This window comes from Peribacillus sp. V2I11 (genome assembly GCF_030817135.1).
Taxonomy (GTDB): domain Bacteria; phylum Bacillota; class Bacilli; order Bacillales; family DSM-1321; genus Peribacillus; species Peribacillus simplex.
On record NZ_JAUSYW010000001.1, the window covers coordinates 4,368,657 to 4,382,315 of the forward strand.

13 protein-coding genes are annotated in these 13,659 nt (G+C 40.4%); all 13 read left to right on the plus strand.

What is annotated here, in order from left to right; all coding sequences use genetic code 11:
* The first annotated feature begins 62 nt into the window (after positions 1-62).
* The 13 genes from QFZ73_RS21405 (at position 63) to fni (ending at position 13,622) form a co-directional block, all read left to right on the plus strand.
* Entirely contained in the window at positions 63-956 is an 894-nt protein-coding gene (locus QFZ73_RS21405) for a MerR family transcriptional regulator (protein ID WP_307270434.1), read from the plus strand.
* Positions 957-1,047: 91 nt separating this feature from the next.
* Positions 1,048-1,623, plus strand: coding sequence for a genetic competence negative regulator (locus tag QFZ73_RS21410; protein ID WP_251430418.1), 576 nt, complete (start codon positions 1,048-1,050; stop codon positions 1,621-1,623).
* A gap of 272 nt (positions 1,624-1,895) precedes the next feature.
* Positions 1,896-3,173 carry a Glu/Leu/Phe/Val family dehydrogenase gene (locus tag QFZ73_RS21415; protein ID WP_251430421.1) on the plus strand — a complete coding sequence of 426 codons (1,278 nt, stop codon included), beginning with the start codon at positions 1,896-1,898 and terminating at the stop codon, positions 3,171-3,173.
* Between the two features lie 151 nt (positions 3,174-3,324).
* Positions 3,325-4,293, plus strand: coding sequence for a YpdA family putative bacillithiol disulfide reductase (locus tag QFZ73_RS21420; protein ID WP_307270441.1), 969 nt, complete (start codon positions 3,325-3,327; stop codon positions 4,291-4,293).
* Between the two features lie 27 nt (positions 4,294-4,320).
* Positions 4,321-5,286 (plus strand): asparaginase, encoded by a 966-nt coding sequence (locus QFZ73_RS21425; RefSeq protein ID WP_307270443.1) that lies wholly within the window; start codon positions 4,321-4,323, stop codon positions 5,284-5,286.
* A 97-nt stretch (positions 5,287-5,383) separates the two neighbouring features.
* Positions 5,384-6,070, plus strand: coding sequence for a glutamic-type intramembrane protease PrsW (prsW, locus tag QFZ73_RS21430; RefSeq protein ID WP_307270446.1), 687 nt, complete (start codon positions 5,384-5,386; stop codon positions 6,068-6,070).
* Between the two features lie 125 nt (positions 6,071-6,195).
* The gene (gene sleB, locus QFZ73_RS21435; RefSeq protein WP_251430429.1) at positions 6,196-7,035 is read left to right on the plus strand and encodes a spore cortex-lytic enzyme; all 840 of its coding nucleotides are present in this window, start codon (positions 6,196-6,198) and stop codon (positions 7,033-7,035) included.
* 14 nt (positions 7,036-7,049) lie between these two features.
* A complete protein-coding gene (ypeB, locus tag QFZ73_RS21440) occupies positions 7,050-8,405 on the plus strand; it encodes a germination protein YpeB (RefSeq protein ID WP_251430431.1) in 1,356 nt (451 codons plus the stop codon).
* Positions 8,406-9,284: 879 nt separating this feature from the next.
* On the plus strand, positions 9,285-9,470 hold the full coding sequence (locus QFZ73_RS21445; RefSeq protein ID WP_048681726.1) for a YpfB family protein: 186 nt from the start codon (positions 9,285-9,287) through the stop codon (positions 9,468-9,470).
* 471 nt (positions 9,471-9,941) lie between these two features.
* Entirely contained in the window at positions 9,942-10,616 is a 675-nt protein-coding gene (cmk, locus tag QFZ73_RS21450) for a (d)CMP kinase (protein ID WP_251430433.1), read from the plus strand.
* Between the two features lie 2 nt (positions 10,617-10,618).
* Positions 10,619-11,200: a lysophospholipid acyltransferase family protein gene (locus tag QFZ73_RS21455; RefSeq protein WP_307272970.1), complete on the plus strand. Its 582-nt coding sequence runs from the start codon at positions 10,619-10,621 to the stop codon at positions 11,198-11,200.
* 216 nt (positions 11,201-11,416) lie between these two features.
* Entirely contained in the window at positions 11,417-12,556 is a 1,140-nt protein-coding gene (rpsA, locus tag QFZ73_RS21460) for a 30S ribosomal protein S1 (protein ID WP_251430438.1), read from the plus strand.
* 19 nt (positions 12,557-12,575) lie between these two features.
* Complete coding sequence (gene fni / locus QFZ73_RS21465; protein ID WP_251430442.1) at positions 12,576-13,622, plus strand: type 2 isopentenyl-diphosphate Delta-isomerase; 1,047 nt, start codon at positions 12,576-12,578, stop codon at positions 13,620-13,622.
* The last annotated feature ends 37 nt before the right edge of the window (positions 13,623-13,659 follow it).

Below are 13,659 nucleotides of genomic sequence, written 5' to 3' on the forward strand. Positions count from 1 at the left end.
TTTGAAAAATCCACTATAATTTCAACAAATGATCGTACAGTTATTGGAGGCCTTGTAAAACCATGCAAGAAGGTAAATATAATATAAAGGCAGTTTCAAAACTGCTAGACATTCAGTCGGGAACCCTTAGGGCATGGGAAAGGCGCTATAAATTTATCGAACCTGTCAGGAATGAATCAGGGCACCGGCTGTATACAGAAAAACATCTGCAAATCCTTAAGTGGCTCATTAATAAAACAAAGCTAGGTTTTACAATAAGTCAAGCTGTTTCACTTCTCGAAAGTACTGGAACTCCAGCGCCTGGAGTTCCTGAAACGAACCGTAAGGATGAACAAGCGATTAAGTTATCGGATGAATTAATCGAAGCTCTATTGAATTTCAATGAAAATAAAGCCCATATGCTTATAAGCCAAGCATTCAGCATGTATACAATCGAACAAACCATAGTCGATGTACTCGGTTCAATATTGGTTCAGATTGGGGATAAGTGGGAAAGAGGGGAAATTACTTCCGCTCATGAACATTTTGCGTCGAACATCCTAAAATCCAGGATCAGTTCAGTTATGCATACGATTCCGACTAATGGTTTTCTTCCGAAAGCCATTACCGTTTGTGCTCCCGGTGAAAAACATGAATTTGGACTGTTGGTCTTTACCATTTTTTTAAAGCGGAAAGGGTATGAAACCATTTATTTAGGTGAATCCATTGCTGATAAGGACCTTTTCACCGTTTTAAACATCATAAAGCCCTCTTACCTATTCATGTCATGTTCACTGAAAGAGAATCTTGATGGAACATTTAGGCTGGTTGAAGCGTTAATAAAGGATTTCCCGGATTTGAAGGTGGGTCTTGGCGGTGCGGCGCTGAGCCTTATTTCCGAAGAAAACCATACGGCCTTCAGCGGAGTTTTAATGGGGGACACGCAATCTAAATGGGAGGAATGGCTGAAAGATTAGCCGCTGGCGGCTTAGGCTAAATAATGGATATGCACCCTGCGACCAAGGCTTCATATGATGTATGAAGATGGTAACCAGGGGGCATTTTTTTATGAAGCTGGAGCGATTAACTAATAATAAAATCAAGATTTTTTTGACCCTTGATGATTTAATTGATAGAGGTATAACAAAAGAAGATATTTTAGGGAATTCCTTAAAGGTCCACAAGCTATTTCAGGATATGGTCGAAGAAGCGTGCGAAGAACTCAGCTTTAAAATGAGCGGTTCCATTGCAATCGAAATTTTCTCCTTGCCTGCTCAAGGGTTGATAATCATTGTGACAAAGGACGAAGAGGAATTATTGACTGACGAAGAGGAATTCTTGGATTTACAAGTGAAAATTGACGACTTCCCCCATATTCTGTATGTTTTCAATGACTTTGAAGATATCGTCCAATTATCTCTTAGATTATCTTTTCAAGGCTTGCTTAAGAGTAATCTTTATCATTTTGAGGGAAGATATTATTTACTTATCGAAAATGTTAAAGACACGACCTATGACACGGTCATATCTTTAGCGGCTGAGTATGGCCATGCATCTACATTGACACTCAGCCGCATCAATGAATATGGAACATGTATAATCGAAAATGAAGCGATACATGTTTTGCTCACACACTTTAGCTGATGTAAAACGAATGTGAGACAAGGCAGCCACATTATGGTAAAAACAATGCGGTTTGCCTTATTTGTCTCAACTTTCGGCGGAAGAAGATATACGATAAAAGAGTAAGAAAACCGTTGATATGATAACGTTTTCATTTTTAGAATATTTCCAACTTTTAAATTCCCATTTTTACTCTTGCATAAATGTAACGAAGGTGTATACTAGCACATGAAGAGGACTATTTGTACATTATAATTTAATATTTGGATGAGATTTTCTAGGAGGTACTTTTAATGGAATCGGCAAAAGGCAATAGCCATGTAAATGAAGAAGAAAAACACGACGTACTGAGGTCTACCCAAACTGTAATACATAAAGCTTTGGATAAGCTGGGTTACCCGGAAGAAGTTTTTGAGCTGTTGAAGGAACCATTGCGTTTATTAACGGTGAAGATACCTGTCCGCATGGATGATGGCTCGGTTAAAATTTTCACAGGTTACCGTGCACAGCATAACGATGCTGTTGGGCCTACAAAAGGTGGTATCCGTTTTCACCCTGATGTAACGGAACGTGAAGTTAAGGCATTATCCATTTGGATGAGTCTGAAATGCGGCATCGTTGATTTGCCATACGGCGGGGGAAAAGGCGGTATCGTTTGTGATCCTCGTAATATGTCATTCCGTGAGCTTGAAAGGCTGAGCCGGGGCTATGTTCGCGCAATTAGTCAAATCGTGGGGCCGACTAAAGATATCCCGGCACCTGATGTATTTACGAATTCTCAAATCATGGCTTGGATGATGGATGAATACAGCCGTATGGATGAATTCAACTCGCCAGGATTCATTACGGGTAAACCGCTAGTGCTTGGTGGTTCTCATGGCCGTGAATCAGCCACTGCTAAAGGTGTAACAATTTGTATCAATGAAGCTGCCAAGAAATGCGGCATCGATATTAAAGGGGCACGGGTCGTCATTCAAGGTTTTGGTAACGCAGGTAGTTTCTTAGCTAAATTCATGCATGACGCAGGTGCTAAAGTCATTGGGATTTCGGATGCATATGGTGCTCTTCATGATCCTGAAGGATTGGATATCGATTATCTTCTCGATCGGAGAGATAGTTTCGGAACCGTAACGAAATTGTTTAAAAGCACAATTTCAAATAAAGAATTGCTTGAATTGGAATGTGATATTTTAGTTCCTGCTGCAATTGAAAACCAAATCACTGAAGAAAATGCTGCTGATATCAAAGCATCGATCGTTGTCGAGGCAGCTAACGGACCTACAACAATTGAAGCGACACAAATCCTAACGGACCGCGGAATCCTTCTTGTTCCTGATGTCCTTGCTTCTGCTGGCGGTGTAACGGTTTCTTACTTCGAATGGGTACAAAATAATCAAGGGTATTACTGGTCTGAAGAAGAAGTGGACGAAAAGCTGGAAAAAATCCTTGTGAAATCTTTTAATAACATTTATGAACTTGCACAATCAAGACGAGTTGATATGCGCCTAGCGGCTTATATGATTGGCGTAAGAAAAATGGCTGAAGCTTCTCGCTTCCGTGGTTGGATCTAAAAGATTCAAATCATGTATAAGTTTATAGTTAAAATCATGTTCATGCATTATCATTGAAATGATTTGTAAAAACTCCTATCATGTATTGATAGGAGTTTTTATTTTTCAGACGAACGAATTACATAGTGCATGGAAAGGCAGTGGAATAAAGATGAATGTTGAAGAAGTCATTATCATAGGTGGGGGCCCTTGTGGATTGGCTGCTGCAATCGCTCTTAAAGAAGTGGGAATACAGTCCCTGATCATTGAAAAAGGCAATGTGGTTGATTCAATTTACCGTTATCCGACACATCAAACATTTTTCAGTTCGAGTGAAAAACTGGAGATTGGTGATATCGCTTTTATAATCGAAAACCGTAAACCGTTCCGCAATCAGGCACTAGCCTATTATAGGGAGGTAGTCAGAAGGAAAGAATTGCGGGTCAATAAATTCGAAAAAGTGGAAAAGGTGGAAAAACGAGAAGACGGGAAGTTTTTAGTCAAAACATCGAAAGGTGACTATACAGCTCTACATGTGATCATATCGACCGGATACTATGATCATCCTAACTATATGTGCATACCGGGTGAACAGCTCCCTAAAGTGTTTCATTACTTCAAGGAGGGCCATCCCTACTTTAATTGTGATGTTGCAGTCATCGGTGGCAAAAACTCGAGTGTGGATGCAGCTCTGGAATTGGTCAAATCAGGAGCAAGGGTTTCAGTCCTTTATAGAGGATCGGATTACTCTTCTAGCATCAAACCCTGGATCCTTCCGGAATTTGAATCATTAGTCCGCAATGGAACGATCAAGATGGAATTTAATGCGAATGTTGACAGGATAACGGAAGACAGCGTCATCTATCATGTAGGTGATGAGGAAAAAGTTATTAAAAATGATTTTGTATTTGCAATGACTGGTTACCATCCTGACCATTCCTTTTTAGCTTCAATGGGCATTACTATTGATAAGGAGACTGGAAGGCCCGCATATAACGAGGAAACGATGGAGACGAACGTTAAAGGGCTTTATATTGCAGGAGTTCTGGCAGCCGGAAATAATGCGAACGAAATCTTCATCGAGAACGGCAGGTTTCATGGTGGATTGATTGCTTATCATTTGGCTGTTAAAGAAAAATGATTATATAAATGAGGAGCTGGGGACCGTATGGAAAAAATATCATTAATAACGACTGGTGGGACTATTGCCAGTAAAGAAACTTCGAATGGTATGTTGGCCTCTGGTGCATTGACTGGACATGAGTTGGCATCACTTTGCGAATTGCCCAACGATATCGAGGTTAAAGTGGTTGATATTTTCCAGATTTCAAGCATGTCCATGTCCTTTGAGAAAATGCAACAGCTTAAATCAGCCATTCAAAAGGAATTGGAGGATCCTGAAGTTACGGGAATCGTCGTGACCCACGGTACAGATACACTTGAGGAAACGGCATATTTCCTTGATCTAACGAGTAAGGATCAACGTCCAATCGTATTAACCGGCTCCCAACGGTCTCCTCAAGAGGTGGGGACTGATGTATATTCCAATCTAAGGAATTCGATATTATGCGCTGCGAGTGATCTTATTAGGGATGTTGGAGTAGTGGTCGTTTTTAATGAGCGGATTTATTCAGCAAAGTATGTCAAAAAAGTGCATGCTTCCAATTTGCAGGGATTCGAATCTTTTGGCTATGGATATTTGGGGATAATTGATAATGATGTAGTCAGCATCTATCAAAAACCTTTACATAGGGAATGTTATGATATTCAGAAAAGCATCCCCAGGGTGGATATCATCAAGTGCCATACAGGCGCTGATGGCCTCTTTGTTGATGCTGCGGTTGCAAACGGTGCGAAAGGCATCGTGCTCGAGGGTGTAGGAAGGGGACAAGTTACCCCTGTAATGGTAACTTCCATACAAGCTGCAATCGATAAAGGCATAACGATCATCATGACTACAAGTGCGGAAGAAGGAAAAGTTTACCCAGCTTATGATTATGAAGGCAGCGCATTTGATTTAAAACAACGCGGTGTGATATTAGGCGCTGATTATGACAGCAAGAAGGCTCGAATTAAGTTAGCTGTCATGTTGGCAAGCGAAAACTCTATAGATGGGACCTTCTTTAAGTACTGAAGGACTAAATAAAATTTGGAAGACTTCATTCTTGGATTCAGTTTTTCTCCATTCCATGGTACGATTAAGGAAAAGAAGATGAAAAGAGGGTCAGCTAATGCTGGTCATGTTGTCAGCGGCCATTGCGCCAGGATTGGCGCTACTGAGCTATTTCTATTTAAAAGATCAATATGAAACAGAACCGATATCGGTTGTGGTCAAAACATTTTTATTCGGTGTATTTCTTGTATTGCCGATTATGTTCATACAGTATGTGCTCGAAACCGAACAAATCTTGAATACCGATTTAGCAAATGCTTTTTTATGGGCTGCACTTCTTGAGGAATTCTTTAAGTGGTTCATACTCATTTATGTTATTTATCAGCATGTGGCATTCGATGAGCCATATGATGGGATTGTTTACGGAGCTGCATTCTCCCTTGGATTCGCTACAATGGAGAATATTTTGTACCTGCTGGCCAACGGGGTGGAACACGCTTTTCTAAGGGCCGTTCTCCCTGTATCCAGTCACGCTTTGTTCGGCGTGATCATGGGGTATTATTTGGGCAAGGCGAAATTTTCGGCTTCGAATAATAGGGTTTATTTATTATTGGCATTGATCATACCAATTTCGTTACATGGGATTTACGATTATATTTTAGTTTCCCAAAAATTTTGGGTGTACTTTATCATGCCATTCATGATTTATCTATGGTGGTTAGGCATGAAAAAAGTAAAGAAAGCACGTTTGTTGTCTGACTTTCACGCAGAAAAACTTTCTCAAAATCATTACCTTAGCAAATGAAGAATACTATCAAAACGGAGTGCTGGCATATTTTGCCCGCTCCGTTTTTTTTATGTTTGGAATAAAAAAGCCAGTAAAGAAGAAAATAGAATTACATTAATTCAAGAAAAAGAGGAGTGTTTTTGATGAAAGGAATTTCGTCAAAATGGAAATGGCTTTTGCTGTTTTCGTGTATAATTATTTGTTTCGGAATTTACCCGGAAACAAGAACAAATGCCTTTTCGAGCCAAGTCATTCAAAAAGGTGCGGTTGGTGATGATGTAATTGAAATGCAGGCACGCCTACAAAACATCGGTTACTATAATGGAAAGATTGATGGAGTCTATGGATGGGGCACTTATTGGGCACTTCGAAACTTTCAACAAGATTTCGGGCTTCCAATCGATGGTTTGGCAGGGACTACAACAAAACAGAAGTTGACGAATGCCTCTAATTTCAATAAACAATTTGTTCATGAACAGATCAATAAAGGGAACGAGTTCACCTATTATGGGGGAGTCCCCATTGAAAAACAGGTAAAAGCGAAAGGAAATGGATCTTCGTCTGGAGGGACAGCTTCCGGTAAGGCCCCTTCCAAAACAACGACATCAGCCAATCTTCCAGGAGGATATTCTCAAAACGATATTCAGTTGATGGCCAATGCCGTTTATGGAGAGGCACGAGGGGAGCCATATACAGGTCAGGTTGCCGTTGCAGCAGTAATACTGAATAGGGTGGAAAGTGCTGCCTTTCCTAATACCATTTCGGGAGTGATTTTTGAACCTGGGGCCTTTACGGCTGTTGCGGATGGACAGATTTGGCTGACACCGAACGAAAGGGCGAAAGAAGCCGTGGTGGATGCTATCAATGGGTGGGATCCAAGCGGTAATGCAGAATATTACTTTAATCCCGATACGGCAACAAGCAAATGGATTTGGTCAAGGGAACAAATTAAAAGAATCGGAAAACATATCTTTTGTAAGTAAAGGGGTGAAGGAAAATGATCAGGAATATAGTGATTGCCCTGCTTGTTGTAGTTGTTGCTGGAACTGCATTCTGGGGCTATCAAGAACATAAGGAAAAAAATGCTGTATTAATCAACGCGGAAAATACGTATCAGCGAGCCTTTCATGATTTAAGCTATCAAGTGGATTTATTGCACGATAAGGTAGGCAGTACTTTGGCTATGAATTCACGTTATTCATTAAGTCCGGCTTTAACAGATGTTTGGCGTATCACTTCCGAAGCCCAAAGTGATGTCGGGCAGTTGCCATTGACCTTGCTTCCTTTTAATAAGACAGAGGAATTCTTATCAAAAATTGCGGACTTCAGTTATAAAACAGCGGTACGTGACCTTGAAAAAGAACCGTTGAATGATAAGGAATATGCGACTCTACAATCCTTGTACACACAGGCAGGGGACATCCAGGGCGAGTTAAGAAAAGTTCAGTATCTGGTCCTTAAAAACAATTTAAGATGGATGGATGTCGAAATGGCTCTTGCATCAGGGAAAGAAAATTCGGATAACACGATCATCGACGGATTAAAGACGGTAGAGAAAAAAGTATCTGGGTACGGGGAAACGAATGAGATGAATCCGACTTTTACTTCTGCACAACAGAGGGATGAAAACTTCAAAAACTTGCAAGGTGAGACCATTACAAAAGAAGAAGCAATTACGACGGCAAAAAACTATGCACACTCAAAAAGCAAAAATTTGCAAGTTAATGTGGAAGAAAACGGAAAAGGTTCCGATTATGGATTTTATAGTGTGAGCATCCTCGATAAGGATTCCGATACCGAATTGAATATGGATTTGACAAAAAAAGGCGGTTACCCTATTTGGTATATAAATAATAGGGACGTGAACAAAACAAATATTGATTTGAATCAAGCCTATACAAAAGCCGAAGATTTTTTAAAGGAACATGATTTCAGTTCACTTGAATTATTTGAAAGTGCTCAGTACGATAATATCGCATTATTGAATTTCGTGACATCAGAAAATGGCGTCAAGATTTATCCGGATTCAGTCAAGGTCAAAATCGCATTGGATGATGGATCCGTTATAGGTTTTTCAGCCGACGAGTATTTAAAATCACATAAATCCAGGGAAATAGGGAATCCAAGCATATCCGAGAAAGAGGCTAAGGGTAAAATCAACAGTAATGTAAAAATAATGGAAGAAGGCAAGGCGTTAATCACCAATGATATTGGTGAAGAAGTTCTTTGTTATGAATTTCTCGGTACGATTAATGATGATACCTACCGTATTTTCATTAATGCAGATACCGGTCAAGAAGAAAAGGTGGATAAATTAAAGAATTCCGAACCGATATACGAGAATTTAATTTAATTTAAACTGTTATCATGAATAATCAGTTTCAGGGAAATGTGCTTAGTCACTTTCCCTTTTTCTTATTACATGATAAATAACTTATATGATTATTGGATTCTATGGGATAATTCACGGGTAATATTTGTGTTTTCCTTCCTATCAAAAAGGACGTGGACGACGATGTTTAAAATTGGTGATATATTAATGCTCGAACCGAAATACTCATCACAGAAGGAAAAGTTCAATTGTATGGTTTCGAAATGCGAACGGGTTGTGTCTATACGGACTTTTCCATCAATTTAGAGACTGGAAAAATTGCATTCCTCATGGATGGGACACAGTTGAACGTCACCTTTTTCCAAGCAGGCTGTTTATGTATTCGATTCTGAAGTGCTTGGAAAAGTGAAAGGTAGAATACCCATGATGCAACTATTGCTGCCCGAAGCAGAAGCGTTCGTGAAAACCCAACGTAGGCAATACGTGCGCCTGCATGTAACCTTGGATACACCCATTCATCCAGAACATTCCGAGTTTACCCATTTTCTCACAATAAAGGAGGATATCAGTGCAGGCGGAGCTTCATAAGGCTTTTAAAAAGGAAATAATATACAATCGGTTTCGCAATTATACCTATGGATGGCGCTTACGCTAAAATCAGGTGAGATTCATTATTTAAGGTTAAAAAGCAAAGTCATCGCGTAACGGAGAAAGAACATGGAAATATGCTCTGCACGTCAATTTCTTGAACCTACGAAAAATGATGTACAGTCATTAATGAGATTTATATTTGAAAAGCAGGTCGATTTAAAGAAAAAAAGCTTGTATGTTTAACATGATTGAATGAAAAACAGCGATTCCATCCATACTGCTAATATAAACAGATGGAGGGTGCGGCTTTTGAAAACATTTGAAAGACTATTAATTAAAGTGATCATCATCCAATTGGCCTGCTTATTTTTTTTCCAGTTCCTTTTGAGCAGGGAGGATCAAATCTTTGATTTGACCAAGCTCTCGAGGTATGAAGGTGTCACTAGCAATAATTATACGAAAATCATTGAAACATTCAATGGGACCCATAAGTAAAAGCGGTTATCCGCTTCAGTTTGTCGACAAAAGGAGATTCGGAATGATCTCCTCCGAACCGTTTTAAAAGTAACTTGTTTATCTTCATGTTTTTTACTTTTTATATGGAACAACCCTGAAGAAATTGGCGACAATCATGCCGAATAACTGGCTACCCGAGACCCCTCAGACGCTTGGCAGACAGTCGGAGGAGAGGGAGCGGATTTCTGAAATCAACTGGCACGTATTTCAATAAAAAACTTCAGGCAACTCGTTTTTCCTCAAATATGTCTACTGTCTGAAGCGGTGAACCGCTTTTTTTGTATGATGATTTTCAATAAAGGATAACTTTTGATGGCTGTAGTGATCAAAAAAAGAACAAAGGTGATTTTGAACGGACACATCCCTTTTATTAATGATTTTCCCGCTAGTTGTGATAAAATGAAAGGGTACTAAATAATCAGCATGATTGTAGGATTCTTGGGAGGATTTATGGAAAAAAAATTATCAGTTGCAATCGATGGACCAGCTGCTGCTGGAAAAAGCACGGTTGCTAAAATTGTTGCAGAAAAGTTCAATTACATATATGTGGATACAGGTGCAATGTACAGGGCCCTTACCTATAAGGCCCTTAATCAAAAGATTCTTCTTGATGATGAACAAGCATTATCAGAAGTTCTCATCAATACGGAAATCGAATTAAGACCAAGTGAAAATGGACAGTTGGTGTTCTTGGATAATCAGGACGTGACAGCCCAAATCAGGAACAATGAAGTGACTGGTTCCGTATCGGAAGTGGCAAAGCACCGGAGCATCCGGGAAGAATTGGTTCGCAGGCAGCAAATCTTTGGTGAAAATGGCGGTGTCGTCATGGATGGCAGGGACATCGGTACGCATGTTTTACCAAACGCCGAAGTGAAGGTATTTCTAATCGCTTCTGTGGATGAAAGGGCACAGCGGAGGCATCAGGAAAATATATTGAAAGGTTTTCCATCAGATATCGAAAAATTAAGGGAAGAAATCGCAACAAGGGACAAGCTGGACTCCGAACGCGAGGTATCGCCACTGAAAAAGGCAGCGGATGCTATCGAAATCGATACGACTTCATTATCGATTCAGGAAGTTGCAGAAAGTATCATGTCTTTAATAGAAGAGAGGAAAAGATGACATTGGATTTTTACACATTTGCCAAGAACGTCGTAAAAGGCGTTTTAATGCCTGCGTATAGGGTTAAGACGCTCGGAAAGGAACATATCCCTAAAGAGGGCGGAGTATTGATCTGTGCCAATCACATTGATAATTTGGATCCGCCTGTAGTTGGCATGACATCTCCTAGGGATATTCATTTCATGGCGAAGGAAGAGTTGTTTCAAGCACCTGTTTTAAAGGGTATATTACCCAGAGTAAATGCTTTTCCCGTCAAGCGGGGCAATAGCGATCGTGAATCCCTTAGAAAAGGTTTAAAGCTTTTGAAGGAGGGCAAGGCGATTGGCCTGTTTCCCGAGGGAACCAGAAGCAAGACTGGTGAATTGGGAGAAGGTTTGGCGGGTGCTGGATTTTTCGCGTTGCGGTCTGATGCCGTTATCATACCCTGTGCAATCATCGGCCCATATAAATTTTTGCGTCCGTTGAAGGTCGTTTACGGTCCTCCAATAAATTTTACCGAATATCGCGAACAGAAAATATCAGCCGATGAAGCTACAAAAATCATCATGGACCAAATTGGGAAATTGATTTCCGAGCATAAATAGTCCTTCATACTTGACAATTTTCTGATTTTGTTAGAATTTATAAAATAAGAGTATTGTTCAGTTATTGCGGATGAAAGGGAATATAACTTTTATTACTCTAAAAAAACTGTTTTTATCTTTATTAGGAAAGTGTTTTTATTGAACCACTTTAAATAAAATATGTGGCCGATGAAGAGGAAATTTGCTGATCAGTCATGGGTTAAGGAGGAGTTAGTAATGACAGAAGATATGAACCAGGTAGAAGTGAACAATTTCAAAGTTGGGGATCAAGTTAAAGCAACCGTTTCAAAGGTAGAAGAAAAACAGGTCATTGTCAATGTGGAAAACAGCAAGACTGATGGAATCATACCCATCAGCGAGCTTTCAAGCCTGCATGTCGAAAAGGCGTCAGATGCCGTTTCGGAAGGTGATGCATTGGAGCTGGAAGTGATTAAAGTCGAGGATGAAGCTCTCATTCTATCAAAACGTAAAATTGACGCTCTTAAAGCATGGGATGACCTGGAATTGAAATTTGAAAATGGAGACGTATTTGAGGCTGAAGTTAAAGATGTCGTCAAAGGCGGGCTTGTTGTAGATCTAGGCGTACGTGGTTTTGTTCCAGCTTCTCTAGTAGAAGACTATTTCGTTGAAGACTTTTCTGATTACAAAAACAAAACTTTAACATTCAAGATCGTTGAGCTTGAGAAAGACAAGAATCGCTTAATCCTCTCACATCGGGCAGTGGTCCAAGACCAAAAGGAAAAGCAAAAAGCAAACGTTTTGGATAAGATTGAAAGCGGGCAAGTGCTTGAGGGCGTGGTCCAAAGGATTACCGATTTTGGTGCATTCGTGGATATTGGAGGCGTAGACGGCCTTGTCCACATTTCCCAGCTTTCCCATCAGCATGTCGACAAGGCATCCGATGTCGTTTCCGAAGGGGATAAGGTGCAGGTGAAAGTACTATCCATCGATCGTGATAATGAAAGGATATCACTTTCCATTAAGGATACCCTTCCGGGACCTTGGGCAGGCATTGCAGAAAAAGCGGCCAAAGGCTCAAAACTGGAAGGTATCGTTAAACGCCTTGTTTCTTTCGGTGCATTCGTTGAGATTTTTCCAGGGGTGGAAGGGCTTGTCCATATTTCACAGATTTCGCACAAGCATATTGCCACACCGCAAGAAGTACTTAAAGAAGGCCAGTCTGTCGAAGTGAAAGTGCTGGAAGTCAATGAAACGGATCAACGTTTATCATTGAGCATTAAGGAACTTGAAGAACCTCAATCCAATTACAACACATCAGATTATGAACTCCCTGAAGAATCGAAGGGCTTTCAGCTAGGTGAAATGATTGGTGATCAATTGAAAAAACTAAAATAAGATAATTATGGTGATGGCCTTGGAGAGAAAACAACGAAAATTAGATCATATAGAATTTGCGCTAAAGACAGGACAGCAGCATAAAACCGGACTAGAAGATATTTCGTTTATTCACCAAAGCCTACCAGGTATTTCCTTGAATAATGTGAACCTCACAGCAGAAGTTGGCGAACTTGAATTAAGTTCGCCAATTTTTATAAATGCCATGACCGGAGGCGGAGGCCCTGAAACCGAAAAATTGAATGGTGACCTAGCCATTGCTGCACGGGAAACAGGAATCGCCATGGCGGTAGGATCGCAAATGGCAGCCATCAAGGATTCTAGCCAGCAAGCTTCATTTAAAGTTGTAAGGAAGGAAAACCCTGATGGTGTGTTGATTGGTAATCTCGGTGGTGAAGCAACAGTCGAACAGGCTAAGCGGGCCAGCGAAATGATCGGGGCCAATGCCCTTCAGATTCATATTAACGTCATCCAGGAATTGACGATGCCTGAAGGGGACAGGGATTTTGCGGGTACCCTTTCGAGAATAGAAAAAATCAACAGAACGATCGGAATTCCTGTCATCGTAAAAGAGGTTGGATTTGGGATGAGTATGGAAACGGTGCAGCAATTACATTCCGTGGGTGTTTCGATCATTGATGTAGGCGGGTTTGGCGGAACGAATTTTGCTAAAATAGAAAATGAGAGACGCGCGAAAATACTCGGATATTTTAATGAGTGGGGCATACCGACAGCCGCTTCGATTGTCGAAGCAGTTAATGTTTCACCACAGCTATCGGTCATTGGATCAGGTGGCATTCAAAGTCCTTTGGAAATTACAAAAAGCCTGGCATTAGGGGCGAAAGGTGTCGGATTGGCCGGACATTTCCTCAAGCTCTATAAAGAGTTGGGCTTGGAAAAATTGATCAAAGAAATAAATTACATACATGAAGATTTGAAGGTCATCATGACTGCACTCGGGTGCAGTAATATCTCAGAGCTTAGGGAATCGAAATTAGTCATCAAAGGAAATACCTATCATTGGTTATCTCAAAGAGGCATTGATTGTTCGGCGTATGCTAAATGAATGACCACAAAAGGAAGCATCTCAATTGAAACGAATT